A 25,070-nucleotide genomic window follows, 5' to 3' on the forward strand; every position below is an offset into this window, starting at 1 on the left:
CCGGCGAAAAGGCGACGAAGCCGATGTCGAGTTCCGCGCAGGCGTCGAGCACGGCAACCTCCGGGTTGCGACTCCAGGGTGAATATTCGGTCTGTACCGCCGTCACCGGATGCACAGCATGGGCGCGGCGAATCGTCGCCGCCGACATTTCGGACAGGCCGATCGCGCCGATCTTGCCATCCTCCACGCCGCGCACCAGCGCGCCGACCGATTCCTCGATCGGTACCTTCGGGTCGAGGCGATGGAGATAATAGAGATCGATATGGTCGGTCCTGAGCCGACGCAGCGAATCCTCCAGCACGCGGGTGATCGCCTGGGGCGAGCCGTCAAGGCCGCGCTTGCCGTCAATCTCCGCCAGCACGCATTTGCTGGCGAGGATGAAATCGGCGCGGCGGTCCATGATGGTGCGGCCGAGCAATTCCTCATTGGCGCCGAAGCCATAGAGGGCGGCGGTGTCGAAGAAGGTCACGCCGACATCGAGCGCATGGCGCAGCAGCCGTTCGGCCTCGTCCGCAGACGGGCGCGGCAGATAGGCGTGGGAGAGGTTCATGCAGCCAAGGCCGATGGCGGAAACGGTGAGTGCGCCCAGGCGGCGGGTGGGAAGAGCGGTCGTCATGGGGTGAGAAACATCCTGTCGGTTGGGGCCGTGCGTGACGCATGAGATAGGTCCGCCTCTCCGCTCTGTCATGCCCTTGGTCATGCCCTCACCCGGCAGGACGAAAGAAGATGGGGTTTACCCGGCTTAACAAAGCCAATCTTGCCCGGCGGGCGCAGCGGGGTCATTTCGACGGCACATTATAGACCCTTATGCCGCCCTGCGGCGCGAGCGAGCCCATGACCCGGAACCTGACCCATTTGGAGCGCCTAGAGGCGGAGAGCATACATATATTGCGGGAGGTGGTGTCGGAGGCGGAGCGGCCTGTGATGCTGTACTCGGTGGGCAAGGATTCGGCGGTGATGCTGCATCTGGCGAAGAAGGCCTTTTATCCCTCGCCGCCGCCCTTCCCGCTGCTGCATGTCGACACCACCTGGAAGTTCCGGGCGATGTACGACCTGCGCGACAAGGCCGCGCGCGACGCGGGCATGGAACTGCTGGTCCATCATAATCCCGAGGCGCAGGCCCGCGGCATCAACCCGTTCGACCATGGCGCGCTCCACACCGACATGTGGAAGACGGAAGGGCTGAAGCAGGCGCTCGACAAGTTCGGCTTCGACGCGGCATTCGGCGGCGCACGCCGCGACGAGGAGAAGAGCCGCGCCAAGGAGCGCATCTTCTCCTTCCGCACCGCCTCGCACGGCTGGGATCCCAAGAACCAGCGGCCCGAACTGTGGAACCTCTACAATGCCCGCAAGGCCAAGGGCGAGAGCATCCGCGTCTTTCCCATCTCCAACTGGACCGAGCTCGACATCTGGCAATATATCCAGCTGGAAGGCATCGAGATCGTGCCGCTCTATTTCGCAGCCCCCCGCCCCACCGTCGAGCGCGACGGCATGCTGCTGATGGTCGATGATGACCGCTTCCCGCTGGCGCCCGGCGAAGTGCCGGTCGAGCGCTCGATCCGCTTCCGCACGCTGGGCTGCTATCCGCTGACCGGCGCGGTCGAGAGCGAGGCCAGCACCCTGTCGGAGGTGATCCAGGAGATGCTGCTCACCACCACATCCGAGCGCCAGGGCCGCGCCATCGACAAGGATGCCGGCGGCGCCGGCATGGAGAAGAAGAAGCAGGAGGGGTATTTTTGACGCGCCACGGAATGCGTAGCGTTCCGAAGCGTCAACCCCGGCGAAGGCCGGGGCCTCAGGCCTCCGGGCTGACCCTCTCCAAGATCAACCAGATCCCAGCTTACGCTGGGATGACGGGACAAAGCCAATGACCGATACGCTCACCCAGCCCGACAGCCAGGCCCCGATCTACCAGACCGATGCGCTGATCGCGCAGGACATCGACGCCTATCTCGACGTCCATCAGCACAAGACCATGCTGCGCTTCATCACCTGCGGCTCGGTCGATGACGGCAAGTCCACCCTGATCGGGCGGCTCCTCTATGATTCGAAGATGATCTTCGAGGATCAGCTCGAGGCATTGCAGGCCGACTCCAAGCGCGTCGGCACGCAAGGGGGCGAGATCGACTTCGCCCTGCTGGTCGATGGCCTCGCCGCCGAGCGCGAACAGGGCATCACCATCGACGTCGCCTATCGCTTCTTCGCCACCGAGAAGCGCAAGTTCATCGTCGCCGATACGCCCGGCCATGAACAATATACCCGCAACATGGTCACCGGCGCCTCCACCGCCGACCTGGCCGTCATCCTGATCGACGCGCGCAAGGGCATCCTCACCCAGACGCGGCGCCACAGCTACCTCGCCCACCTGATCGGCATCCGCAACATCGTGCTGGCCGTCAACAAGATGGACCTGGTCGGCTATGACCAGGCGGTGTTCGACAAGATCGTCGCCGATTATGCCGCGTTCGCGCAATCGATCGGCATCAGTGCCTTCACCCCGATCCCCATCTCCGGCTTCAAGGGCGACAATATCACCGCCCGGTCCGACAATAGCCCCTGGTATCAGGGGCCGACCCTGATGGCCCATCTCGAAAGCGTCGAGGTCGATGCCACCACCGCGGCGGCCAAGCCCTTCCGCATGCCGGTCCAGTGGGTCAATCGCCCGAACCTCGACTTTCGCGGCTTTGCCGGGCTGATCGCCAGCGGATCGGTCAAGCCGGGCGACGCCGTGCGGGTGCTGCCCTCGGGCAAGACATCGACCATCTCGCGTATCGTGACGATGCCGGGTGGAACCGGCCCGGCAAGCGGGACCGGTGGTGACGGCGACCTCGACGAAGCCATTGCCGGCCAGTCGGTCACGCTCTGCTTCGCCGACGAGATCGACTGTTCGCGCGGCGACGTCATCGCGGTCGCCGACAATCCGCCAGAGGTCTCCAGCCAGTTCGAGGCGACCATCGTGTGGATGGATGACGAGGCGATGCTGCCGGGTCGGCCCTATTGGCTCAAGATCGGCACGCAGAGCGTATCGGCCACCGTCCAGGCGCCCAAATATGTCGTCAACGTCAACACGATGGAGCATCTGGCGGCCAAGACGCTGGACTTGAATGCCATTGGCGTTGCCGAACTGGCGACCGACAAGCCGATCAGCTTCGAGCCCTATGCCGACAACCGGACCCTGGGTGGCTTCATCCTGATCGACAAGATCAGCAACCGCACCGTGGCGGCGGGCATGCTCCACTTCTCGCTGCGCCGGGCGCAGAATGTCCATTGGCAGGCGACCGACATCGGCCGCGAGGCCCATGCCGCGCTCAAGAACCAGCTGCCCCGCATCCTCTGGTTCACCGGCCTGTCCGGCTCGGGCAAGTCGACCATCGCCAATGAGGTGGAAAAGCGGCTCGCGCTGATGAACCGCCACACCTTCCTGCTCGATGGCGACAATATCCGCCATGGCCTCAACAAGGATCTGGGCTTTACCGAGGCGGACCGGATCGAGAATATCCGCCGGGTCGGCGAGGTCGCCAAGCTGATGGCGGATGCGGGGCTGATCGTGCTGACCGCCTTCATCTCCCCCTTCCGCGCCGAGCGCGAGATGGTGCGCGAGATGCTGCCGGACGGCGAGTTCATCGAGATCTTCGTCGATACCCCGCTCGAGGTTGCCGAGGCGCGCGACGTCAAGGGTCTCTACAAGAAGGCCCGATCGGGTGCCCTCAAGAACTTCACCGGCATCGACAGTCCCTATGAGGCACCCACCAGCCCCGAGATACGGGTCAACACCGTCGAGATGACGCCGGAAGAGGCCGCCGAGCATATCATCCGCAAGATCATGCCGCTCAAATGAGCAACGTCATGACCCCAGAGACCATGACGGACGCGGACCTCGCCGCCCATCTCGCCGAAACCGCCGGCCGCCTGTTGCTGGAGGTCCGCGCCTCGGGCCTGTTCAGCGCCAGGGCGCTCGGCAAGGCCGGCGACCAGACCGCCAACCAGTTTCTCGTCCATGCGCTGCGGGAACAGCGGGCACAGGATGGTCTCCTCTCCGAGGAAATGGCCTGCGATGGGGCGCGGCTCCAGCACAGCCGGGTGTGGATCGTCGACCCGGTCGACGGCACCCGCGAATATGGCGAGGCGCGCGCCGACTGGGCCGTCCATGTCGGCCTCGCCATCGACGGCGTGCCGACCATCGGTGCGGTTGCGCTGCCGGGCCATGACGACGGCATCGTCCTGCGCACCGACCAGCCGCGTGTCGTGCCGCCCGCGCCCGAGAAACTGCGCATGGTCGTATCCCGCACCCGCCCCGCACCCCAGGCGGTCGCGGTCGCCGAAGCGCTGGGTGCCGAACTGGTGCCCATGGGCTCCGCCGGCGCCAAAGCGATGGCGGTCATCCTGGGCCAGGCCGACATCTATCTCCACGCCGGCGGCCAATATGAATGGGACAGTTGCGCCCCCGCCGCCGTCGCACTCGCACACGGCCTCCACGCATCCCGCATCGACGGCTCGCCGCTCATCTACAACCAAGAAGACACCTACATGCCCGACCTCCTCATATGCAGGCATGAACATGCCGACATGGTGCTGGAAGCACTGAAGGGCTAGGCGCGGGTCGTCAGTCCGGCGCCGACATCAGCGCCCGCCCAGGCGCGCCAGCGATCGCCGTCGGGATCGATGTCCACCCGGTCCGTCAGATCGAAAATCTTCACCGCCGGCCGGTCCACCGTATAGGCAGGCCAGTCCGGCTCGGGCGCGCCATGACGGACGAAATGGGCGATATGATCGGTCATCCGCCGGCCCAGCGCCGCGCGGCGCCCGCGCATCGGCCCGCCCCGCGCAAAGGCGGCGCGCAGGCCCCGCATCGGCCAGGTCAGGGTCAGGTCCAGCCCATGGGCGGCACCGGCGATCGGATGGCGATAGTCGAAGCGATAGAACCAGGTCGGCGCCTGCCCCGACTGGCGATCGGCGAAATGGCGCGTCGGCATCAGGAAGGTGAGATCGGTGGCGAGCGCGCGGCGCCCCGCCTTGTCGCGCGGATAGGCGGCCAGGATGCGGGCCGCATGATCCGCCGGCAATTGGGCATGGAGCAAGGCTTCGAGTGCCGGCCAGTCGGTCGGCAGGATATCGCCGGGCATCAGTTCGAACAGACGGATTTCCTCGCGCGTGGCGCCGGCGAGCAACGGCACTCGCGCCGCCGGCTCAGCCACCGCATCCGCCAGCGAGGCGGGCAGCAGGTCGCCGTCGAACCAGGGGGCGGCGGGAATAGTGCCGGGATTGGCGGCGCCGGCTGTGCCCTGCGCCTCGAACAGGCGGATGAGGTCCATGCCGCGCAGCGCGGCGAGATCCGGGTTGCCGAGCGCCGCCATATAATCGCGCGCCACCTGTTCGCTACGGTCGCGGCCATGGATCAGGCTGACGGCGCCACTCTGCATGATCGCGCCGGCAAATAGGCCGCGCGCGGCAGGTGCATGGAGCAATAGCGAGACCGACATGGAGCCGGCCGACTGGCCGCCGACCGTCACCCGCGCCGGATCGCCGCCGAAGGCCGCGATATTGTCGCGCACCCAGACCAGCGCCGCGATCTGGTCACGCAGGCCGAGGTTGGAGGGGATGCCCGGCACGACCGCGCCGAAATTGACGAAGCCGAGCACGCCCAGCCGATAATTGATGGTGACGACGATGATGTCACCGTCGCGGGCAAGATCGCTGCCGTCATAGCTATGGCCGCCACCCGCGACGAAGGCGCCGCCATGGATCCAGACATAGACCGGCAGCGAGCCGGTCGCGCCGTCGGGCACATGGATGTTGAGCGACAGGCAATCCTCAGCAAAGTCGGGCATCGACAGCCGCGCCCGTTTGGCCTGATTGCCATACATTTGCGGACATTGCGGACCGGGGCGTGATGCGTCACGCACATCATTCCAGGGCGCCGGCGCCTCCGGGGCGGCAAAGCGACCGGCCCGCGCATAGGGGATGCCGCGCCAGCATCGCACGCCGTTCGCCTGGGCGCCGCGCACCGGGCCGGCCGTCGTCGTCACCGTCAATCCGTCCATGCCGCCCCTCCCGTCTTGCGGCGAAGATGCTAGGCGGCGCCGGATGAGGCGCCAACGCACGGGGCGCAGATAGCGGCGGGGCGATGCCCCTGCCCGATCAGGGCTGCATCGACGGGGTGACGACCAGCCGGTCGAGAATTTCCGCCATGCGATCGAGCGGATAATCGGGTTCCTGCTGCAGCCACCAGGCGAGAATCTCGACCGTGGCGCTGACCGCGAAGACGATGCGCAGTTCGTCGGGCAGCCAGCCGGCATCATGCGGCCTCTGCTGCGCCAGCTGGCGTGCCTGGTCGGAAAATTCCTGCTTGAGCATGGTCGCCGCGCCGCCGGTCAGGAAGGCCGACCAGAGCGCGCGCCGTTCGGCGACATAAGCGAACAGGGTCATGCAGGACTGGCGCGCATCATCGGCAAACAGGATCGGCAGCGCGCGTTGCAAAAGGTCGGCGATCTGTCCGGCCGCCAGATCATGCAGCAGCGCATCCTTGGACGGATAATGGCGGAAGAAGGTGGCGTAGCCGACCTCCGCCTCGCGCGCGACCTCACGGATCGTCACCTGATCATAGGGGCGGGTTTCCAGCAGGTGGAGCATCGCGTCGAGCAGCTGGCGGCGGGAGCGCAGCTGGCGCGCGTCGGTCGGCAGATTATCCATCGGGGCCATGGCTTAGGGCCTTCGCACCCGCCTGAACAGAGGGGAGGATCGCCGGGCCGATGATCCGCCCCCGCCCCATTGCCCGGCGCCCCTGCCCGACTAGGGTCCGGCCCGACAGGAGAGGAAGCACGCCATGGACAACCGGATCGAGACGCTGATCGCCAGGGAAGAGATCAGGGAACTGGCCCAGCTCTATTCACGCGGGGTCGACCGGCAGGATTTCGCGCTGATCCGGTCGCTCTATACCGACGACGCGACCGACAGCCATGGCGCCTATTATGACGGGCCGGTCGATGGCTATGTCGCCTTTCTCGAAGCGTCGCTGCCGCACATGCATATCGGCAATCATTTCGTCTGCAACCATCTGGTCGAGGTCGACGGCGATACCGGCGAAGGCGAGGTCTATGCCATTGCCTGGCACCTGATCCCCGACGGCAAGGGCGGGCTGCTGCACGATATCCAGGGGGTGCGCTATATCGACAGCTATCGCCGCGTCGATGGCCAGTGGCGCTTTGCCAAGCGGGTGGTGAGCTTCGACATGAAGCTGCTGCAACCCGCCGCCGACCATGGCGACAAACCGGTGCCGGTGAATGATCCCAGCTATGCGCTGCTGACGCCGCTTTTTGCGCGTGGGGCGGGCCGCTAGCCGCTTCGCCGCAGCGATGTCGCCGCCGCTTCCTTGACAGTCAAATCAACAATCCTGTTGATGACAGCCAAGAAGAGCGGCGCGACAGGCGCCCGCTGGAGCGGATGATGGCCTTTTCGACGATCGACCTGACGCCGCGCATTGGCACCGAGATCCGGACCGACGCGGCAACCCTGGTGTCGGGCAAGCATGCCGACACGATCCTGGCGCTGTTGCAGCGGCGCGGCGTGCTGATCGTGCGCGGGCTGCACATGAGTCGCGAAGATCAGCTGGCCTTTTCCCACACGCTGGGCCGGGTCCAGCCGCAGGGCGAAGGCGGCATCTTCAAGGTGACGATCGATCCCAAGGAAAATCCGGGCGCCGAATATATCAAGGGCGCCTTCTTCTGGCATATCGACGGGGCAAGCGACGATGTGCCCAATTTCGCCGCCACACTGAACGCCAAGTCGCTGTCCAGGACCGGCGGCAGCACCTATTTCGCCAATACCTATGCCGCCTGGGACGATCTGCCCGAAGAAGAGAAGACTGCCTATGACGGGCTGCGCGTGGTCCACAGCTTCGAGACATCGCAGCGCTATGTGAACCCCGAGCCGACCGTGGCGGAACTGAATTTCTGGCAGATGCGCACGCCCAAGGTCCATCCCTTGGTCTGGACCCATGAGACCGGCCGCAAGTCGCTGGTGCTGGGATCGACCGCCGACCATGTCGAGGGAATGGACCCGGCGCAGGGCCGCGTGCTGCTGTCCCGGCTGCGCGAATGGGCGATCCAGCCGCAATTCGTCTATCGCCATGACTGGACCGAGGGCGACCTGCTCATCTGGGACAATAGCGGCACGATGCACCGGGTCGATCCCTATCCGCTGGAAGAAAATCGCATGATGCACCGCACGACGATCGAGGCGATCGAGCAACTGGTCGGCGCCTGAAAAGCGACACCGAAATTGACATATAGGAAGGAATTGCGATGACGAGGTCTCTCAACGGCCGCACGGCCGTGGTCACGGGTGCGGGTTCAGGCATTGGCCGCGCGATCGCGCTGCGCCTGGCCGAGGATACGGCCAAGATCGCGGTGTGGGACATCAATGGCGACGGCGCGGCCGAGACCGTCAAGCTGATCGAAGATGCCGGCGGCACCGCCATCGCCATCACCGCCGACTGTTCGGACAAGGCGGCGATCCATGCGGCGGCGGAAGAGACGCGCGCCAAGCTGGGGCCGATCGCGATCCTGGTGAACAATGCCGGCATCGCCCCCTTCACCCCGTTCATGGATATCGACGACGACCTGTTCGACAAGGTCATTCACATCAACCTGCGCGGCCCCTATCTGCTGACCAAGGAAGTGCTGCCCGACATGCTGGCGGCCGGCTGGGGCCGGGTGATCAACATCACCTCCTCCTCGGTCCAGTCGGGCTCCTTCGCCCAGGGCCATTATGTCTCGTCCAAGGGTGGCCTGATGGGCATGACCAAGGCGCTGGCGCTGGAATTCGCGCCGAGCGGCGTGACCTTCAACATGGTGCCGCCCGGCTTCATCGACACGCCGATGCTGCGCGCCGCGCCGATCGACGCCGACGCCTTTGCCCAGACGCTGCCGATGAAGCGGATCGGCAAGCCCGAAGATATCGCCGCGGCCTGCGCCTATCTGGCGTCGGAAGAGGCCAGCTACATCACCGGGCAGACGATCAGCACCAATGGCGGCCGCTATATGGGGTCGCATTAAGAGTTTACTGGAAAATGCGCGGAAAAACGCATTTTCAAGAGGCCGCACCGGCCCACACCCCCACCCGACCACCCAGCCATGATATCCTGATGGGCGGTCGGGTGGGGTTCAAACGAGTCACGTGCCTCGTTTGAAGGCTGGCGCAGACGCGCCAAAGGCGCCAGACGAAAGCGCAGACGCTTGCATGGGCGGCCCGGCCATTTATGCTCCGGCCATGGTCCAGAAACGTCGCGTCGGCGCCGAAAGCTCCGAAACCCGCGCCCGGATCGTGGAGGCCACCGAACAGGTGATCCGCGACGAAGGCTATGCCGCCGCCAGTTCGCGCCGGGTGGCGCTGCGCGCCGAGCTGCCGCCCTCGCTGGTCCATTATTATTTCCCGACCACCGACGACCTGCTGCTGGCAGTGTTCCGCCGCGGCGCGGAGCAGAGCGACGCAATGATCGAGGCGGCGCTGACCAGCGCCGATCCGGTGCGGGCGCTGTGGCGCTTCTTTTCCGACCCCAGCCGCAACGCGCTGGCGATGGAGTTCGTCGCCATGGCCAATCATCGCAAGGCGATCCGTGCCGAGATCGCCCGCCACAGCGAAGCGATGCGTGATCGCCAGGCGCAACTGATGGAGCAGTTGCTGGGAGATCGACTCGCCGATCACAAGGTGACGGCGGCAGGCCTCAGCCTGTTGCTCGCGGCGGTCGGGCGCACCCTGGTGATGGAGGCCGACATGGGGGTCGCGAGCGGGCATAGTGATGCCCGCGCTTCGGTCGAGGCGCTATTGGACGAATTGCTGCCGCCCGAAAAATGAGAGGCATTGACTTTTCTGTGCAGGCATGTTGAACATGTGTTCAAACGCGCAGGGATGCATAGGAGAGCAAGGCATGTCCGCCACCACCATTACCCGTTTCGTGCATGAAGATATCAAGCCGAGCATCGGCAGCCGCATCCTCAACAGCAAGGAGGAGCTGCTGGCCGGCGAACTGGCGCCGCAGATTCGCGAGTTGCTGGAACAGCGCGGCGTGCTGGTCTTCCCGAAGATCGACTTCACCGACGAGGAACAGATCGCCTTCACCAAGACGCTGGGCGCCTTTGCCCCCGAGCATCGCGGTGGCGAGGAAATCCACAAGATCACCCTCGACGTGAAGGAAAATCCGCAGAGCGCCGAATATCTTAAGGGCTCGCTCTACTGGCATATCGACGGCACGATGAACGATGTGCCGATCCTCGCCTCCTTGCTGTCGTGCAAGGTGCCCGCGACCTGGGGCGGCAATACCGGTTTCTGCAACACCTATGCCGCCTATGAGGCGCTGACCGACGAGCAGAAGGCCGAATATGAGACGCTGCGCGTGATCCACTCGGTCTGGGCGACGGTCTTCTATTATGAGCCCGAGCCCAGCCTCGCCAAGCTGAAGGGCATGCGCCAGGTCGGCGAGAATGAGCTGCCCCTGGTGTGGAACCACAAGTCGGGCCGCAAGTCGCTGGTGCTGGGCTGCACCGCTCAGCGGGTCAAGGATCTCGATCCCTATGACAGCGCCGAAATCCTGGTCGGGCTGCGCGAATGGGCGACCCGCGAGGAATTCAGCTACAGCCATGAATGGAGCGTCGGCGACCTGGTGATCTGGGACAATACCGGCACCATGCACCGGGCCGAGAAATATGATCCCGACTGCAACCGCATGATGCACCGCACCAAGCTGCAGGGCGAAGAACCCTTCGAATAAGGATCGGCCTCTACGGCCTTTCCACGCCCGCCGCCCAACCGGGTTGGCGGGCGTTTTGCCCTGCCCTCGGAGCATCATCATGACCACCCCGCTGACCTTCGGCTATCTCTATGATTTCCGGAACCCGCCCCAATGGGAACGGCGCCCGGCCGATCTCTATGCCGAGATATTGGATTTCGTCGCCTGGAGCGAGACGGCGGGCTTTGCCGGTGCTTGGGTGCCCGAACATCATGGCGCGCAGGATGGCTATATGCCCGCGCCCAATGTCGCGCTGGCGGCGATCGCTGCGCGTACCAGCAAGATCAAGCTGGGGTCGGCGATCGCGCTCGCCCCGCTCTATCATCCGGTCCGCTTTGCCGAGGAATGCGCGGTGCTGGATATCCTGTCCGACGGCCGGCTGGAGATGGCACTGGCGATCGGCTACCGCCGCCGCGAGACTCAGGCCTATGGCGTCGATTTCGGCAAGCGCGGCGCGCGCTTCGATGAGTTCCTCGCGATCGTCCAGCAACTCTGGGCCGGCGAGACGGTCGATTTTACCGGGCAGCATTACAGCATCGCCAGCGCGTCCCTACGCCCGGCTGCGCCGCGCGGCCGCATCCCCCTCTATATTGGCGGCTTTGCCGAAAAGGCGCTGGCGCGGGTGGCGAAATATGCCGACGGCTATTTCGGCAATGAGGAGGTATGCGGCCTCTATGCGGACAAGCTGCGCGCCGAGGGGAAAGACCCGGCCGCCGCGCGCATCCGCATCCAGAGCCTGTTCACCCTGGTCGCCGAAGACCCCGAGGCGGCGATGGCGGAGATGGCCCCCTATTTCCACCATGTGAACGAGACCTACGGCGCCTGGCTGGCCGAGGATCAGGCATCGGGCATCGACAAGGTGGCGCTGAAACCCATGTCGCTCGACGCCTTCAAGCGCAGCGGCATCCTGCAGATCCTCACCCCCGACGCGGCGATTGATCATTTCCGCGCGATGCAGCAGCGCATCAATGTCGAACATATCATGATGATGCTCCCGCCCGGCCTGCCCCCGGCAAAATTCCAGCCCTATGCCCAACTGTTCGCCGACAAGGTCATGCCCGCACTCTAATGGGCGGCGTCAGTTCCCCTGCAAGGCGCGGCGGAGGGCGGCGAGGCGCATCGCCTGGAGTGCCTGCATCTGCGGCGTATCGGGGCCGGCCAGGCCGAAGCCATGATAGGCGCCGGGCGTGACATGGAGTTCTATGGCGATGCCCAGCGCCAGCAGCCGGCGGGCGAAGTCGATATCCTCCTCCAGGAACAGGTCGAGCGCGCCGACGCTGATGAATGCAGGCGGCAGGTCGGACAGGTCGGGACAGCGGGCCGGCACGGCGTCGGTCGGGACATGGTCGGTCCCCGCTTCCTGCCCGAGCAGTGCCCCCCAGCCATAGCGATTCTGCACCGGGGTCCAGACGAACCGGCCGGTGATGGGGTGGAGCGGCGCGCTGCTGCCGGTGCGATCGTCGAGCATCGGCGCGTCGAGCAGCATGAAACGGATCGGATAGGCGCCCAGGTCGCGGGCATGGATCGCCAGCGCCACGGCATGGCCGCCGCCCGCGCTCTCGCCGCCGATGGCGATGCGGGTCGGATCGATGCCCAGCGCGTCGGCCTGTTCATGCAGCCAGCCGAGCGCCGCGTAGCAATCGTCGCGCGCGCCGGGAAACGGCGTTTCGGGCGCCAGCCGGTAATCGACCGACAGGACGACACAATCCAGCTGCGCCACCCAGGCCCGGTTGGACAGGTCGCTCATATCGGCCATGCCGAGCACGAAGCCACCGCCATGGATATGGAGATAGGCCGGACGCAGGGCATCCCCAGCCGCCTCGGCCGGACGATAGAGCAGGCAGCGCACATCGGGCGATCCGGGCGCGCCGGGCAGGAAGATTTCTTCGCGCTGCACGGCGGCCAGCGCTTCGGGCATCGGTTCGGCGGGCCGGTTAGCAAAGGGCTGGCGGAAGGCGGCGATACTCTGGTCGCTGAGATCGAGCGGCGGGAAGAGGTCGAGCGCCGCGCGCAATTCGGGGGCTACCAGTTGCCGCGCCTCGTCCATCGTCCCGTTTCCTCTATTGTGCGTCGCGCGGCCGGTCATAGGCGGCACCATCAAAATGGTCGAGCGGCACCAAAGGTTCGGCGGTGAAGTCGATCACCCGGCCGACGCGCTGCGCCTTGACCGCATTTTCCGGCTGGAAGGTGAAGCAGTTGGGCGGCACGCGGGTCGCGGTCGATTGCCGCTCCATCGGGATCAGCCGGCCATTGGCGAGGATCGTGCCCCATTGCAGCAGCCGGGCCGCCTCGCGCCGGGGTTCTTCCAGCGCATCGATCCACGGCCGCAGCTTCATCAGCGATTGGCCGGCAATGTCGGCCGGCGCGGTCATGACATGGCTGCGATGCGCCCATTGCAGCAGCGGCGTGCCGTCGCGCCGGATTTCCGCCACCGCCTCGTCTTCGATCGGATCGCAGGCCAATATCTCATAGCGGGTCGGCGTGTCATCGCCAGCGTGCGCCGCAGCCAGCACGGCCAGGTCGTGCAAATGGGTGCAGTTCGCCTTCTTCTCGCCGCGCGCCGCCGCCTCAGCCAGCGCGACACCGGTGAAGGTCGCCTGCAGCACCACCGGCGCACCCGGACAGGTGGTCCAGGGCACCCGCTCCATGATCGCGTCGACGCCACTGATGCGCGCGCCGTCATGATGCAGGATGACGGCCATGCTGTGATAATCATCCTCGACCGCCGCCGTCACCCGGCCCGGCAGCGGCGTCACCAGGAAGCGACGGCGAAAGCCGGGCAGCATGTCCAGCATGCCGCTGTCCATCGCGATCAGTCCTTCGCCAGCAGCAGCGCCGCCGCCATGGGGCCGCCACCCGATGTCGCCACGGCCACCTTCGGGTCGCCGGCGATCTGCCTTTCGCCGCCCTCGCCGCGCAACTGCACCACCGATTCATAGGCAAAGCCGAAGCCGTGCAGACGCCCCCAGCCAAGCTGGCCGCCGCCGGTGTTCATCGGCAGTTCGCCGTCGAGCGCGATGCGCTTGCCGCCTTCGAGGAACTGGCCGCCCTCGCCGACATCGCAGAAGCCCAGTCCTTCGAGCCAGGTGATCGGCTGGAAGGCGAAGCCGTCATAAAATTGGACGGTATCGACATCCTTGGCGCTGTAGTCGGTATTCTTCCACAGGTCGCGCCCGGTCGGATAGGCGCTCGCCCATTCGGCCTGGTCCCAGCTGTAGCGCTCGACCGATCCGGCGCTGGCGGCGATGCGGATCGGTGTCGTCTTCACTTCGCCCAGCGCATCGCCCGCCGACACGATCAGCACGGTCGAGGCATCGGTGAAGCGGTCGCAATCATAGAGGCAGAAGGGCGAACTGATCATCCGCGCCGCCATATACTCGTCCATGGTCAGCGGCTTCTTGACGATCGCGCGGGGGTTGCGCGCGGCATTGGCATGATCGTTCAGCGCCACCTGGGCGAGTTGTTCGCGGGTCAGGCCATAGCGCTTCATGTGGCGCATCGCGAATTGCGCGGTCCAGTTGGCGGCCGAAAAGGCGCCGAAGGGCGAGACCCATTGCGAATTGCCCGACACATCCTTGCGCCGTTCCATCGGCGGAAATTCTTCGGGGCGGGCCAGCGCCGCCGCTTCATAGACGGTGCGGAAGCACAGGACATGGCGGGCAAGGCCGGCCTTCACCGCCATTGCCGCCTCGGCGATCGCGCCCAGCTGCGCCGTCGCCTCGGCCGCGCCGATATGCCAGCGTGTGTTGAGGCCCAATATCTCGATCACATCGTCGGAGCTGACCGGCGAGAAGCCGAGGAAGGTCGACATCTTGCCGGGATAGGTGGCGACGCCATCGATCTGGTCGAGCGTCAGGCCGGCGTCGGCAATCGCCTCGCGCACGGCGTCCAGCGTCAGGCCGAGCGGCGACCGGGTCAGCCGCACGCCGACCTCCGACATGCCGATGCCGGTGATATAGGCTTCGCGCGCCATGCTCATGCGACCTTCTCGAACAGGGGGAACCAGATGCCGTCCTGCTCCTCGAAGGTGACGCGGACGCGGTCATCCATGTCGACGGCATCGACCGGGCAGTTGACGATATTGGTGGTCAGATAGACGCCGGGCACATCGTCGAGCCGGACGCGGGCGATGACGAAGGGCACCTCCATATCCTTGGCCCAGGCCTGATAGTTGATCGTATAGGTATCGACCGCGCCGGTGCCGGCGACCGCATGGGGGCCGACATTTTCCGACTGGCAATGGCGGCAGATCTCGCGCGGCGGATGGGTGAACTGGCCGCAATCATCACAGCGGGTGATGTTGAGCTTCCCCTCCGCCCCGCCGGTCCAGAAGGCGCGATTTTCCCGATCGAGGCGCGGGCGCGAACGTTGCCAGACCATCAGACGTCCCAGACCAGGTTCAGGCTTTCGATGCCGATCACATGGCCGCCATGGAAGACCGTGGGCTTGGCCGGATCGAGCCGGAATTCGGGCAGGCGCGCCAGCATCTCCTCATAGAGAACCTGCAACTCCACGCGCGCGAGGTGGGAACCCAGGCAGCGATGCGGGCCGACGCCGAAGGCGATGTGAACGTTGTTCTCGCGATCAAGATCATAGCTGTCGGGCTGCGGGAATTCCTGCGCATCCAGATCGGCAGCGGGCAGGAACAGCTTGAGCATGTCGCCGGGCATCATCTTGGCCCCGGCCAGTTCGGCGGGCTTCTTGATGACCCGCATCGGCACGGTGAAGGTATAGCGGCGCAGCATTTCCTCGGCCGCTTCGGCCACCAGCTTGGGCTCGGCCCGCAACTTCGCCTGCAATGGCAGGTCGAGCGCCAGGCCGCGCATGGCAAGGCCCATGCCGTTCATCACCGTGTCGAGGCCGGCGATGAACAGCAGCACGCCGTAATTTTCCATGTCGGCAAGCGTGCTCGGCTGGCCGTCCACCTCCAGCTTCCACAGCATGGAGATGATATCGTCCTTCGGATTATCCCTGCGCTCCAGCACGGTGTCGCGCATCGCCGCGGCAATGCGCTGCAAGCGGCGCATGGAGCCTTCGCGATCGGTATCGATCGCCTCCATATGCTCCTTCACGATCTGGCGATATTCCGGCAGCCGTTCGAGCGGCAAGCCCAGCATCTTGAGGAAGACCTGCACCGGCAGCGGCTCGGCCACGGTGCTCATGAATTCGCACTGGCCATCGGCCTTGATCGCGTCGATCAGCTCGCCGGCCAGTTCGCGGATGCTGTCCTTCAGGGCTGCGATCGTCTTGGGCGAGAAGACCTTTTGCAGCGGCTGGCGATATTTGGTGTGCTCGGGCGGATCGAGCGTGATCGGGATCGGCTGCGGAATATGCGGCGCGCCCGGCGGCAGCGAGGCGAGCAGCGCCTTCATCTTGTCGGCCGGCACGAACTCGCTGGAATAGGTTTCGGTGTCGCGCGACGCTTCATAATTGGCGGCATGGGTCAGCGCGACCCAGCCGCCGCCATTGCGCGGCGTCCAGAAGACCGGCGGCGCCGTCTTCAGCAGGTCGAGGATGCGCGCATGCGGATCGGCCAGCAGGCCCGGATCGGCATGGACATCGAAATCATAGACGAGCGCGTCGGGCACATGGGCCGGCTGTGGCGCGGCGGGGCTCAAGGTGGCGTGGGCCATGATTCTCTCCGTCTTCCCTGCTGGGGCGGGCGCGTGCAGGACGCGTCCCTTCTTGTCGGACCCGTTTTGCCCGGCGGCCCGGCAAAGGCAAAGGGGCTGGGTGCGGTGATGCCAGATAACGCACCGACGATCCGCATCGCGGCTCCGTATCGCGATGGCGATTGTGCCGGGCGCCACGTTGATCGGGGCCGTAATCTCCTTTCTAAGGAAGGTCAGAATAGCCGGAGAGGGCAGATGAGAATCCGCATCGAAAAGTCAGGCTGCGTGGGCAATGCCCGCTGCGCCGCCGTGTCCGAGGACATGTATCCGCTGGACGAGGACGGCTATATCGCGACCGAGGGTTTCGACGTGGCAGACGGCGAGCAGCAGACCGCCAAGCGCGGCGCGCGCGCCTGCCCCGAACGCATCATCGTCGTCGAGGAAGATGATGGCAGCATCAGCTGGCCGCCCAAGGCCAAGGCATAATCAGAGAATCCGGGAGAGCGAGATGAGCGACATTTTGGGCTATAAGGGCAAGCGCGTGATCGTGAGCGGCTGCTTCTCCGGCATGGGGGAGGCGACCGCCAAGCTGCTGCTGGAGCTGGGCGCCGAGGTCCATGGCCTCGACTTCAGGGACAGCAGCCTGCCGCTCGCCTCCTTCACCAATGTCGACCTGCGCGACCCGGCCTCGATCGAGGCGGCGGTGGCCGGCATCGGCGGCAAGGTGGATGCGCTGTTCAACTGCGCCGGCCTGCCCCAGTCCTTCCCGCCGCTCGACGTCATGAAGGTGAACTTCATCGGCCTGCGCCACCTGACCGAACAGGTGCTGCCGCTGATGGGACCGGGCGGCGCGATCGCCAGCATCGCCTCCACCGGCGGGCTGGGCTGGAGCCGCCGCATCCCGACCAACATGGAATTCGTCACCACCAAGGGTTATGACGCCGCCGTCGCCTGGTGCGAGGCGCATCTCGATGATGTGGTCAAGGAAGGCTACAGCTTCTCCAAGGAGAATGTGATCGTCTGGACCCAGTATATGGGCGCGCATCTCATCAAGAAGGGCATCCGCATCAACTGCACCCTGCCCTCGCCGACCCAGACGCCGATGATGGCAACGTTCGAGGCCGCATCCGGCAAGGATGTGGTCGCCGCCGCCGCCGAACCGATGGGCCGTTACTCGACCCCGGCCGAACAGGCGGGCGGCATCGTGCTGCTGAACAGCGATCTGGCCGGCATCGTCAATGGCGTGGTCTTCCCGGTCGATGGCGGCTTCATGGGCGGCGTCGCCACTGGCCAGGTGGACCTGAGCGTCATGATGCGGCGTTCGGCGCCCGCCGAGGCCTGAACCCCATGAATTTCGACCTGACCGACGATCAGGAGATGATGCGCGACATGTTCGCGCGCTTCCTGGACGAACATAGCAGCATGGCGCGGGTGCGCGCCGCCGCGCCGACCGGCTTCGACTCCGCTTTGTGGCAGGGGCTGGCTGAACTGGGCGCGCTGTCGATCCGCGTGCCCGAAGAGGCCGGCGGGCTGGGCCTGGGCCTGTTCGACGCGACCATCCTGATGGAGGAAGCGGGACGGACATTGGCATCGGGGCCGCTGGCCGAAGCGCTGGTGGCGGCGCGCTTGCTGGCGCAACTGGGCGGCGAGGCGACGGCCGACCTGCTCGGCCGGGTGCTGGCGGGCGATGCGGTCGCCAGCTTCGCCTTCGAGGATGTCGCGGACACACCCGTCCAGTGGATCGGCGGTGGCCTGGTAGCCGAAGCGGTGCTGGCCCGATCAGACAACGACATCATCCTCGTCACCGTGCCGGCACAGGCGCGCAAGGCGGAGGATAATCTGGCCTCCACGCCGATCGCGGAGATCGACCTGTCGGCGCATCCGCGCACGGTGCTGGCATCGGGGGCCGAGGCGCTGGCGACCTTCGCCGCCGGGATCGAGGAATGGAAGCTGCTGATCGCCGCCGGTCTGGCTGGCATCGGTCGCGAGGCATTGAAGCTTGCCGCCGCCTATGCCTGCGAGCGCAAGCAGTTCGACCAATATATCGGCCAGTTCCAGGCCATTTCCCATCCGCTGGCCGATATTCTCTGTGAGATCGACGGCGGCAAGTTCCTGGTGTGGAAGGCGATCCGCGACCTGGCCGATGGCGCGCCCGAAGCCGGGGGCGCGATATCGATCGCCGCCTGGTGGAATGCCCAGAGCGCGGCCAAGGCGGTGGCGCAATCGCTCCACACCTTCGGCGGCTATGGCCTCACCACCGAATATGACATCTTCCTCTATAATCTGCGGGCCAAGGCCTGGCCGCTGATCGGCGGCGATCCGCAGCGCTGGCTCGACGAGGCCGGCCGCCGGCTCTACGCCGATGGGGCCGCCGCCCTGCCCGACGCCGGGCCGATGCCGGTCGATTTCGACCTGGGCGAAGCCGCGCAGACGATCAAGGACGAGATCAACGCCTTCTTCGCCGCCAATGTGACGCCGGAGATGCGGGCGACCTTCCACTATAGCTGGGAGGGCTATAACCCCACCCTCAACCGCAAGCTGGCGGCGCAGAATCTCCTCTATCTCGGCCTGCCCAAGGATGTGGGTGGCCGGGGCCTGTCCGCCTATGAAAAGACCGCGGCGATGGATGCGTTCGAGGAGCAGGGCTATAATAACCCCGCCGCCAATGTGACGCAGATGGTGTCGCTCATCATCCACCGCTTCGGCACCGACGAGTTGAAGCAGGCGGTGCTGCCCGAAATCATGCGCGGCGAGGTGATCTGCTCACTCGGCTATTCCGAACCCGGATCGGGCTCCGACGTGTTCGCGGCGCAATGCCGCGCGACGCAGGAGGCCGACGGCAGCTGGCGGATCGACGGCACCAAGATGTTCACGTCCGGTGCTAACCTCTCCACCTATGTGCTGATGCTCTGCCGCACCAATCCGGATGTGGCCAAGCACAAGGGCCTCACCATGTTCATCGTGCCGCTGAAGGCCGATGGCGTGACGGTGCAGCCGGTCCACACCTTCCAGGACGAGCGTACCAACATCACCTTCTATGATGGCGTGCGCATCCCCGACAGCTGGCGGCTGGGCGAGATTGACGGTGGCGTGCGCACCATGAGCGCCAGCCTGGAGCTGGAACATGGCGGCGGCTTCGCCAAATATCAGCGCAAGATGCTGCAGGCCGGCGAAGCGCTTTGTCGCGAACATATCCACAGGGGCAAGCCGCTGATCGAGGATGGTGGCGCGCAGGCGCGGCTGGCCCGCACCGCCGCCAATCTGTGGGCGTCGGAACTCATCACCTATCGCGCCCAATGGGTGATGTCGGAAAAGAAGCCGAACCACGCCTATGGCCCGATGGCCAAGATGTTCAGTTCGGAGAAGTTCCTGACCGACGCGCGCGACCTGCTCGATCTTACCGCCCCGGCCTCGCTGTCCAAGCGCAAGGGGCCGGCGGAGGAGATCAACATGTTCTATCGCCACGCCCAGGGATCGACCATCTATGGCGGCACCAGCGAGGTTCATCGCAGCATGATCGCGGAAAAGGGCCTGGGCCTGCCGCGCACCCGCGCCTGAGGAAGATCGCATGACGGACGAAGCCCCCCATCTGCTGACGCAGGAACAGGATGGCATCCTCATCGCCACGCTGAACCGGCCGGACAAGCTCAATGCCTTGTCGGCCGAGACGATGGCGCTGTTCGAGGCGGCGCTGATCCGTTTCCGCGACACGCCGGACCTGAAGGTGATGCTGGTCCGATCGACCGGTCGCTATTTCTGTTCCGGCGCGGACATGAAGAGCGGCGGGTCGCCCAGGGAATATCCCCGCACGCCCAGCGGCATCCGCGAAAATCACCGGCTCCAGCTCAACGGGATGCAGCGCATCTATGACGAGATGGAGCATGTGGAAAAGCCGATCGTCTGCGCCATCCACGCCACCTGTGTCGGCGGCGGGCTGGAAATGGCTTTGTCCTGCGATTTCCGCCTGGCGGCCAAATCGGCCGCCTTCTCCTTCCCCGAAGGACTGTTCGGCGTGCTGCCGGCCTCCAACGGGGTCAGTCGCCTGACCCGCATCTGCGGCCCGCACTGGGCGCGCTGGCTGATCATGGGCAACCAGAAGGCCGATGCCGATCGCGCGCTGATCATGGGTCTGGTGCATGACGTGATGCCCGACGAGGGTTTCGAGGACGCGGCGCTCGCCTTCTGCCGTCACCTCACCAAGCAGAATGGCGAGCAGATGGGTGCCGCCAAGATCGCGATCGAGCTGGCGGCCGAAGTCGGCCCGTCCATGGGGCGCCATGTCGAACGCATGGCCAACAGCGCGCTGATGCTCAACCCCGCCTATCTGGAGGGGATGGAACGCTATCTGAAGGGCATTGGCGGCAAGAAGGAATAGGAGTTCGTTTGGAGAAATGCGCCTCCGGCGCATCGGCACCAGCCCACACCCCCAACCGGCCTCCCATCAGGATACCATGTCTGGGCGGTCGGGTGGGGGTGTGGGCTGGTGCGGCAATCCGGCTACGGCCGGATTTTCAAACACATGCCAAGCGCCTTCATCTGTCCACAAACTTATCCACAGCTTTTCCCACAGATAGGCGTGGGAAAAGCTGTGGATAACTTCTGTCGATAAGCCTGTGGATAAGTCGAACGCGCGCTGCTCTCAGACGCGCGCGTCGCGCAGCATCGCGCGATAGTCGCGGATGCCCAGTTCCATCAGCCGCGCCTCGGCCCGCAGCAAATGGGTGCGCGCCAGCGGATGGGGGGAATGGAGGATATTCTGCAGCGCCATGTCGGTGGTGACGGTGACGACACGCTCCAGCCCGGTCATCAGCGCGGTGCCCATGCTGAACACCGGCGATCCGGCCTCTTCGCTGCCGCCATCCATCTGGTCGACCAGCAGCCGCATCACCGGCTGGGCGGCATGGACGCGATGCAGCATCATCCGCTCATTCTGGCGATCGGCCATATTGTTGCGCAGGTGGAGCAGGCGGGAGTGCTTGACCCAGAAGCCATGATAGGCGGTGACGAAGGCCAGCGCCTTCTCGCCCAGTTCCTCCTCGCTCCATCGGGTCCGCAGCAGGCCGACATAGTCGGCCTCGGCCGTGGCCATCACCGGCTCCAGCACGGCGAGCAGCAATTCGGTGAGATCGGAGAAATAATTATAGAGCGACGTCATGCCGAGCGAGGCCTGGCGCGCGACCGCGCTCAGCGAGATTTCGACATCCACCGGCCCCGCCAGCAGTTCGTTGGTCGCCGCCAGGATGCGTTCGCGCGTGTCGCGCCCCTTGCGACCCAGGCGCTGGCCATTGAGATTATGGCTCAGCGCCTTGGTGGCCCGTCCCCGGCCCTTGGGTTCCGACGGCCCGTCCGCCGCAATCGATGCCTTTGCCGTCAAAACCCGTCCTATCCATGCCCCGTCGCGCGCCTCAGGCGGCGCGCCAGGCGATCAGCTTGGTTTCCAGGAACTCCTCGATCCCTTCGAGGCCCCATTCGCGGCCTACACCACTGGCCTTGTAGCCACCGAAAGGCAAGTCGCCGGCGATGCACATGCCGCCATTGACGCTGATCGATCCGCTGCGGATCTGCTTGGCGACATTGATCGCCCGGTCAAGATTGCCCGAACTGACGCCGCCCGACAGGCCATAGCTGCTTTCATTGGCGATGCGCACGGCATCGGCATCATCCTCGAACGGGATGACCACCAGCACCGGCCCGAAAATCTCTTCCTGGGCGATACGCATGTCGTTGGTGACGTCGACGAAGCAGGTCGGCTCGATGAAATAGCCGCCGCCCTTGTCCGGCCGCGCCTTGCCGCCGGCCAGCAGGGTCGCGCCCTCGGCCTGGCCGATATCGACATAGGACAGCACCCGCTCCATCTGCCGCTTGGAAATGACCGGCCCCATGATGTGCTGGGGATTGTCGAAATCGCCCCAATTGTCGCCGAAGCTGGCATAGGCATGTTTGAGGATCGCCTTCGCCTCCTCATAGCGGCTGCGCGGCACCAGCAGGCGCGAATGGACGGCACAGCCCTGGCCGGCATGGAAGACCAGCATGGTCTGGGCGACATCCATCGCGAAATTGGCGGAATCGTCGAGCACGATCTTCGCCGACTTGCCGCCCAGTTCCAGGAAGACGCGCTTCAGCGTGGCGGCGCCCTGTTCCATGATGCGCTTGCCCACGCCCGTCGATCCGGTGAAGGAGACAAGATCGACACGCGGATCGGTGACCAGCATCTCGCCGGCCAGCGCCGGATCGCTGCCGAACACGACGTTGATGACGCCCGCGGGGAAGCCCGCCTCCGCCGCCAGTTCGCCGAAGATCGCGCCCATGCCCGGCGTGTTGGGCGCGGGCTTCAGGATCACGGTGCAGCCGGCCAGCAGCGCGGCCACCACCTTGCCGACATTCACATAGAGCGGCACGTTCCACGGCGTGATCGCCGCGACCACGCCGACCGGTTCATAGACCGCCTTGCGCAGGCTTTCGAAGCCATAGCCGGTGCGGCCGCCATAATCCTTTTCCCATTCCAGCTTGGGAAAGACGGCGAGATAATCGTCCCAGCCGTCGAGCGCCATGTCGACATGGGCACGGCCGACCGCGCCCATGGCGGCGCCGGCCTCATGCCGGGCCAGATCCGACAGCCGTTCCTTGTTCGCCTGGAACAGGTCGCGCAGCTTCGTCACCAGCGCGACGCGCAGGTCGACATTGGTCGACCAGTCGGTGGCGTCGAAGGCGCGGCGGGCAGCAACGATCGCGGCCTCGACATCGGCGGGTGAGGCATCGGCGGCGGTGCCGACCGGCTCGCCAGTCCAGGGGCCGATCACCTCAAAGGTCTTGCCGCCTTCGGCACCGCGCAGCACGCCGTCGATATAGAGCTTGGCTTCGGGAAGAGTGGCCATGATTGCCTTCCTGTGGATAACTTCTGTGGATGTTGTGGATAAGTCGCCCGGTCAGCGCTTGCGCGCGCTCAGGGCGACCGATCCGATGTGCAGGTCCGCCGGCATGTCGAGCACGGCGCGGAAGACGTCGGTGACCGAATTATAATGGCTGATGCCGCGCTCGCGCAGGTTGAGGCCGACCTTGGCATTTTCCTGGGCGAAGCGGATCGCGACATCCATCGGCCAGCTGCTGCCGGTCTTGGTCTCGTCCATCATCATGCCGGCCTGGACCACGGTGACGCGCACGCCCTCGGGCTCCAGTTCGCGCGCCCACATGTCCGACATCAGTTCCAACCCCGCCTTGCCGCCGGCATAAAGCCACAGCATCGGCATTTTCAGCGGCACGGATTCGCTGGTGACATTGATGATATGGCCGCCCCCGCGCAGCAGCGGCAGCGCCTCCCGCGCGCAATGGATCGGGCCGGCGACATTGGTGGCGAGCGATGCTGCGATCTGCTCGTCGCGCACTTCGGCCAGGGTGAAGGGTTCGTAGATCGCGGCATTGTTGATCAGCACGTCGATCCTAGAATGACGCTGCGCGATCGTGGCAAAGGCGGCGCGGACGGAATCGGGATTGCCGATATCGCATGCCACCGCGAAATGGGGTTCGCCCAGTTCCTGCGCGACCGCCTCGACCTTCGACAGGGTGCGGCCCAGCAGAATGACGGTTTCGCCATCGCGCGCGAACCGCCGTGCCAATGCGCGTCCCAGCCCGTCGCCCGCACCGGTAATGACGATGACCTTGCTCACCTCTCGCTCCACCTGTTCTTGTGCTGTTGGCATTTACTTGCGCATGTCGTCCGCGGCGCGGCAAGATGGCGCCGCATCGCGCGCGCGATAGTTGGGAAATTCAGCCCGCCGGCCGGGCAAAATCGGCCGGGTAGACGGACAGGTCGCCATCATAGGCGATGCCGCCGGGCCAGAAGCGGGTGCCGCTGACCCTGGCGAAATAATGGACCGTGCGGGCGAAGGAGCCGGCCGAGGAGCGCGGCTGGAAGGCGACGCCGCTGGGGCTGACGCCGCGCGCGCGGGCGCTGAAATCCTTGACCGTGAACAGCAGGTCGTCGGTCTGCTGGGCACAGAAGACCAGGTCGCTGCCGGGACAATAGCGGCGCGGCTCGACCTGCAAAGGCGACAGCCGGCCACGCTTCATCGCCACCTTGCCCGGCACGCGGGTCACTTCGGGGCCATGAACCGTGTCATACCAGTGATGATATTCCGCCTCCCGCCCGGCGACGAAATTGGCGAGGATGATCGACACCCCGGAAAAGGGCTGGTCGGCCTGGTGATTGGGGCTGGCGACCCAGTCCGAATACATGGCGTAGCTGTGGATGCGCTCGCTTTCGTCGCTGTCGTCGATCAGCCCCGCGTCGCGCGCATCGGCCAGCAAGGGCGCTAGCGCCGGCAGGTCGATCTCCGGCGCGGCATAGTCGAACTCATAGACCGACAGGAAGCGCCAGGGTTGGGGAATGTCGGGCATGATCTGCTGCGGCGTCACCTCATAGCGATCGGCCGACCGAAAGCCGCGCAGCCGGGCCAGATCCGCCTGATGCGCGCCGTCGAACCAGCGGGCATAATCCTCCGCCCGGCCGGCCGCGACATTGTGCAAATGGATGGTGGTATACAGGCTCATTCCTCGTCCCCGGCTGCCCGGCCGGCTGGTCCCGACCCTGTGTGCGGCGGCAATCCAGCATGGATGCCCCGCACATGCCAGAGCCGCCGGCCAATGATCGCCGGGGCATTGAGAAGCGGGCGCGAATT

Annotated in this window: 25 protein-coding genes (1 of these 25 only partly in view); 13 read left to right on the forward strand and 12 right to left on the reverse strand. The window is 65.6% G+C overall.

Features of this window, described 5'->3' with window-relative positions:
• Positions 1–616: the 5' portion of an aldo/keto reductase gene (locus ACI6S0_RS17930; RefSeq protein WP_434403803.1), read on the reverse strand. The gene continues 398 nt to the left of window position 1, outside the view; 616 of the gene's 1,014 nt are visible here — the first part of the coding sequence; it begins with the start codon at positions 614–616; its stop codon lies beyond the left edge, outside the window.
• 191 nt (positions 617–807) lie between these two features.
• Between ACI6S0_RS17930 and cysD the strand changes: the two genes are divergently transcribed.
• The 3 genes from cysD to ACI6S0_RS17945 all read left to right on the forward strand — a co-directional run bounded on the left by cysD (position 808) and on the right by ACI6S0_RS17945 (position 4,593).
• On the forward strand, positions 808–1,740 hold the full coding sequence (cysD, locus tag ACI6S0_RS17935) for a sulfate adenylyltransferase subunit CysD (protein WP_434403804.1): 933 nt from the start codon (positions 808–810) through the stop codon (positions 1,738–1,740).
• A gap of 127 nt (positions 1,741–1,867) precedes the next feature.
• Positions 1,868–3,838: a sulfate adenylyltransferase subunit CysN gene (cysN, locus tag ACI6S0_RS17940; protein WP_434403805.1), complete on the forward strand. Its 1,971-nt coding sequence runs from the start codon at positions 1,868–1,870 to the stop codon at positions 3,836–3,838.
• Between the two features lie 23 nt (positions 3,839–3,861).
• Positions 3,862–4,593, forward strand: coding sequence for a 3'(2'),5'-bisphosphate nucleotidase CysQ (locus ACI6S0_RS17945; protein WP_434405962.1), 732 nt, complete (start codon positions 3,862–3,864; stop codon positions 4,591–4,593).
• On the opposite strand, the gene ACI6S0_RS17950 is transcribed toward ACI6S0_RS17945, so the two are convergent.
• Positions 4,590–6,041, reverse strand: a complete 1,452-nt coding sequence (locus ACI6S0_RS17950) for a carboxylesterase/lipase family protein (RefSeq protein WP_434403806.1) — start codon at positions 6,039–6,041, stop codon at positions 4,590–4,592. The genes ACI6S0_RS17945 and ACI6S0_RS17950 overlap by 4 nt on opposite strands.
• 97 nt (positions 6,042–6,138) lie before the next feature.
• A complete protein-coding gene (locus ACI6S0_RS17955; RefSeq protein WP_136185820.1) occupies positions 6,139–6,699 on the reverse strand; it encodes a TetR/AcrR family transcriptional regulator in 561 nt (186 codons plus the stop codon).
• Between the two features lie 124 nt (positions 6,700–6,823).
• On the opposite strand from ACI6S0_RS17955, the gene ACI6S0_RS17960 reads away from it, so the two are divergent.
• From ACI6S0_RS17960 to ACI6S0_RS17985, 6 genes are all read left to right on the forward strand, one after another.
• The gene (locus tag ACI6S0_RS17960; protein WP_434403807.1) at positions 6,824–7,336 is read left to right on the forward strand and encodes a nuclear transport factor 2 family protein; all 513 of its coding nucleotides are present in this window, start codon (positions 6,824–6,826) and stop codon (positions 7,334–7,336) included.
• Between the two features lie 104 nt (positions 7,337–7,440).
• Positions 7,441–8,262 (forward strand): TauD/TfdA dioxygenase family protein, encoded by an 822-nt coding sequence (locus ACI6S0_RS17965; protein WP_434403808.1) that lies wholly within the window; start codon positions 7,441–7,443, stop codon positions 8,260–8,262.
• 38 nt (positions 8,263–8,300) lie between these two features.
• Positions 8,301–9,053, forward strand: coding sequence for an SDR family NAD(P)-dependent oxidoreductase (locus tag ACI6S0_RS17970; RefSeq protein WP_037512966.1), 753 nt, complete (start codon positions 8,301–8,303; stop codon positions 9,051–9,053).
• A gap of 214 nt (positions 9,054–9,267) precedes the next feature.
• A complete protein-coding gene (locus ACI6S0_RS17975) occupies positions 9,268–9,852 on the forward strand; it encodes a TetR/AcrR family transcriptional regulator (protein WP_234893019.1) in 585 nt (194 codons plus the stop codon).
• Between the two features lie 73 nt (positions 9,853–9,925).
• Positions 9,926–10,765: a TauD/TfdA dioxygenase family protein gene (locus tag ACI6S0_RS17980; protein ID WP_037512962.1), complete on the forward strand. Its 840-nt coding sequence runs from the start codon at positions 9,926–9,928 to the stop codon at positions 10,763–10,765.
• A gap of 79 nt (positions 10,766–10,844) precedes the next feature.
• Positions 10,845–11,852 carry an LLM class flavin-dependent oxidoreductase gene (locus ACI6S0_RS17985; RefSeq protein WP_434403810.1) on the forward strand — a complete coding sequence of 336 codons (1,008 nt, stop codon included), beginning with the start codon at positions 10,845–10,847 and terminating at the stop codon, positions 11,850–11,852.
• A 9-nt stretch (positions 11,853–11,861) separates the two neighbouring features.
• On the opposite strand, the gene ACI6S0_RS17990 is transcribed toward ACI6S0_RS17985, so the two are convergent.
• From ACI6S0_RS17990 to ACI6S0_RS18010, 5 genes are read right to left on the reverse strand one after another with little or no spacing between them, the layout of a single operon-like run.
• Entirely contained in the window at positions 11,862–12,830 is a 969-nt protein-coding gene (locus tag ACI6S0_RS17990) for an alpha/beta hydrolase (RefSeq protein ID WP_434403811.1), read from the reverse strand.
• Between the two features lie 13 nt (positions 12,831–12,843).
• Positions 12,844–13,590: a DUF2889 domain-containing protein gene (locus ACI6S0_RS17995; protein ID WP_434403812.1), complete on the reverse strand. Its 747-nt coding sequence runs from the start codon at positions 13,588–13,590 to the stop codon at positions 12,844–12,846.
• A gap of 5 nt (positions 13,591–13,595) precedes the next feature.
• Entirely contained in the window at positions 13,596–14,762 is a 1,167-nt protein-coding gene (locus ACI6S0_RS18000) for a thiolase family protein (RefSeq protein ID WP_434403814.1), read from the reverse strand.
• Positions 14,759–15,163: a Zn-ribbon domain-containing OB-fold protein gene (locus ACI6S0_RS18005; RefSeq protein WP_004209032.1), complete on the reverse strand. Its 405-nt coding sequence runs from the start codon at positions 15,161–15,163 to the stop codon at positions 14,759–14,761. The genes ACI6S0_RS18000 and ACI6S0_RS18005 overlap by 4 nt, the downstream gene beginning before the upstream one ends.
• Positions 15,163–16,416, reverse strand: coding sequence for a cytochrome P450 (locus ACI6S0_RS18010; protein WP_434403815.1), 1,254 nt, complete (start codon positions 16,414–16,416; stop codon positions 15,163–15,165). Before ACI6S0_RS18010 ends, ACI6S0_RS18005 begins: the two co-directional genes overlap by 1 nt.
• Positions 16,417–16,650: 234 nt before the next feature.
• Here ACI6S0_RS18010 and ACI6S0_RS18015 point away from each other — a divergent pair, with 234 nt between their 5' ends.
• From ACI6S0_RS18015 to ACI6S0_RS18030, 4 genes are read left to right on the forward strand one after another with little or no spacing between them, the layout of a single operon-like run.
• Positions 16,651–16,881, forward strand: coding sequence for a ferredoxin (locus ACI6S0_RS18015; RefSeq protein WP_004209034.1), 231 nt, complete (start codon positions 16,651–16,653; stop codon positions 16,879–16,881).
• Positions 16,882–16,903: 22 nt separating this feature from the next.
• A complete protein-coding gene (locus ACI6S0_RS18020) occupies positions 16,904–17,737 on the forward strand; it encodes a coniferyl-alcohol dehydrogenase (protein WP_010336461.1) in 834 nt (277 codons plus the stop codon).
• A 5-nt stretch (positions 17,738–17,742) separates the two neighbouring features.
• The gene (locus ACI6S0_RS18025) at positions 17,743–19,953 is read left to right on the forward strand and encodes an acyl-CoA dehydrogenase (protein ID WP_434403816.1); all 2,211 of its coding nucleotides are present in this window, start codon (positions 17,743–17,745) and stop codon (positions 19,951–19,953) included.
• Between the two features lie 10 nt (positions 19,954–19,963).
• Positions 19,964–20,770: an enoyl-CoA hydratase/isomerase family protein gene (locus tag ACI6S0_RS18030; RefSeq protein WP_434403817.1), complete on the forward strand. Its 807-nt coding sequence runs from the start codon at positions 19,964–19,966 to the stop codon at positions 20,768–20,770.
• Positions 20,771–21,034: 264 nt separating this feature from the next.
• On the opposite strand, the gene ACI6S0_RS18035 is transcribed toward ACI6S0_RS18030, so the two are convergent.
• From ACI6S0_RS18035 to ACI6S0_RS18050, 4 genes are all read right to left on the reverse strand, one after another.
• Positions 21,035–21,769 (reverse strand): TetR/AcrR family transcriptional regulator, encoded by a 735-nt coding sequence (locus ACI6S0_RS18035; RefSeq protein WP_434403818.1) that lies wholly within the window; start codon positions 21,767–21,769, stop codon positions 21,035–21,037.
• 31 nt (positions 21,770–21,800) lie between these two features.
• On the reverse strand, positions 21,801–23,270 hold the full coding sequence (locus tag ACI6S0_RS18040) for an aldehyde dehydrogenase family protein (RefSeq protein ID WP_017501853.1): 1,470 nt from the start codon (positions 23,268–23,270) through the stop codon (positions 21,801–21,803).
• Positions 23,271–23,321: 51 nt separating this feature from the next.
• Entirely contained in the window at positions 23,322–24,059 is a 738-nt protein-coding gene (locus tag ACI6S0_RS18045; protein ID WP_434403819.1) for an SDR family oxidoreductase, read from the reverse strand.
• Between the two features lie 100 nt (positions 24,060–24,159).
• Complete coding sequence (locus ACI6S0_RS18050; RefSeq protein WP_434403821.1) at positions 24,160–24,942, reverse strand: hypothetical protein; 783 nt, start codon at positions 24,940–24,942, stop codon at positions 24,160–24,162.
• Positions 24,943–25,070 lie beyond the last annotated feature (128 nt).

The sequence above is a fragment of the Sphingobium sp. DN12 genome, from assembly GCF_051058005.1.
GTDB classification, from domain to species: Bacteria; Pseudomonadota; Alphaproteobacteria; order Sphingomonadales; family Sphingomonadaceae; genus Sphingobium; species Sphingobium yanoikuyae.

Bases quoted from the DNA above. Each gene is read 5' to 3' on its own strand.
- cysD (WP_434403804.1), top strand. From the start codon at position 808: ATGCCGCCCTGCGGCGCGAGCGAGCCCATGACCCGGAACCTGACCCAT.
- cysN (WP_434403805.1), top strand. From the start codon at position 1,868: ATGACCGATACGCTCACCCAGCCCGACAGCCAGGCCCCGATCTACCAG.
- ACI6S0_RS17945 (WP_434405962.1), top strand. From the start codon at position 3,862: ATGACGGACGCGGACCTCGCCGCCCATCTCGCCGAAACCGCCGGCCGC.
- ACI6S0_RS17950 (WP_434403806.1), bottom strand. From the start codon at position 6,041: ATGGACGGATTGACGGTGACGACGACGGCCGGCCCGGTGCGCGGCGCC.
- ACI6S0_RS17955 (WP_136185820.1), bottom strand. From the start codon at position 6,699: ATGGCCCCGATGGATAATCTGCCGACCGACGCGCGCCAGCTGCGCTCC.
- ACI6S0_RS17960 (WP_434403807.1), top strand. From the start codon at position 6,824: ATGGACAACCGGATCGAGACGCTGATCGCCAGGGAAGAGATCAGGGAA.
- ACI6S0_RS17965 (WP_434403808.1), top strand. From the start codon at position 7,441: ATGATGGCCTTTTCGACGATCGACCTGACGCCGCGCATTGGCACCGAG.
- ACI6S0_RS17970 (WP_037512966.1), top strand. From the start codon at position 8,301: ATGACGAGGTCTCTCAACGGCCGCACGGCCGTGGTCACGGGTGCGGGT.
- ACI6S0_RS17975 (WP_234893019.1), top strand. From the start codon at position 9,268: ATGGTCCAGAAACGTCGCGTCGGCGCCGAAAGCTCCGAAACCCGCGCC.
- ACI6S0_RS17980 (WP_037512962.1), top strand. From the start codon at position 9,926: ATGTCCGCCACCACCATTACCCGTTTCGTGCATGAAGATATCAAGCCG.
- ACI6S0_RS17985 (WP_434403810.1), top strand. From the start codon at position 10,845: ATGACCACCCCGCTGACCTTCGGCTATCTCTATGATTTCCGGAACCCG.
- ACI6S0_RS17990 (WP_434403811.1), bottom strand. From the start codon at position 12,830: ATGGACGAGGCGCGGCAACTGGTAGCCCCCGAATTGCGCGCGGCGCTC.
- ACI6S0_RS17995 (WP_434403812.1), bottom strand. From the start codon at position 13,590: ATGGACAGCGGCATGCTGGACATGCTGCCCGGCTTTCGCCGTCGCTTC.
- ACI6S0_RS18000 (WP_434403814.1), bottom strand. From the start codon at position 14,762: ATGAGCATGGCGCGCGAAGCCTATATCACCGGCATCGGCATGTCGGAG.
- ACI6S0_RS18005 (WP_004209032.1), bottom strand. From the start codon at position 15,163: ATGGTCTGGCAACGTTCGCGCCCGCGCCTCGATCGGGAAAATCGCGCC.
- ACI6S0_RS18010 (WP_434403815.1), bottom strand. From the start codon at position 16,416: ATGGCCCACGCCACCTTGAGCCCCGCCGCGCCACAGCCGGCCCATGTG.
- ACI6S0_RS18015 (WP_004209034.1), top strand. From the start codon at position 16,651: ATGAGAATCCGCATCGAAAAGTCAGGCTGCGTGGGCAATGCCCGCTGC.
- ACI6S0_RS18020 (WP_010336461.1), top strand. From the start codon at position 16,904: ATGAGCGACATTTTGGGCTATAAGGGCAAGCGCGTGATCGTGAGCGGC.
- ACI6S0_RS18025 (WP_434403816.1), top strand. From the start codon at position 17,743: ATGAATTTCGACCTGACCGACGATCAGGAGATGATGCGCGACATGTTC.
- ACI6S0_RS18030 (WP_434403817.1), top strand. From the start codon at position 19,964: ATGACGGACGAAGCCCCCCATCTGCTGACGCAGGAACAGGATGGCATC.
- ACI6S0_RS18040 (WP_017501853.1), bottom strand. From the start codon at position 23,270: ATGGCCACTCTTCCCGAAGCCAAGCTCTATATCGACGGCGTGCTGCGC.
- ACI6S0_RS18050 (WP_434403821.1), bottom strand. From the start codon at position 24,942: ATGAGCCTGTATACCACCATCCATTTGCACAATGTCGCGGCCGGCCGG.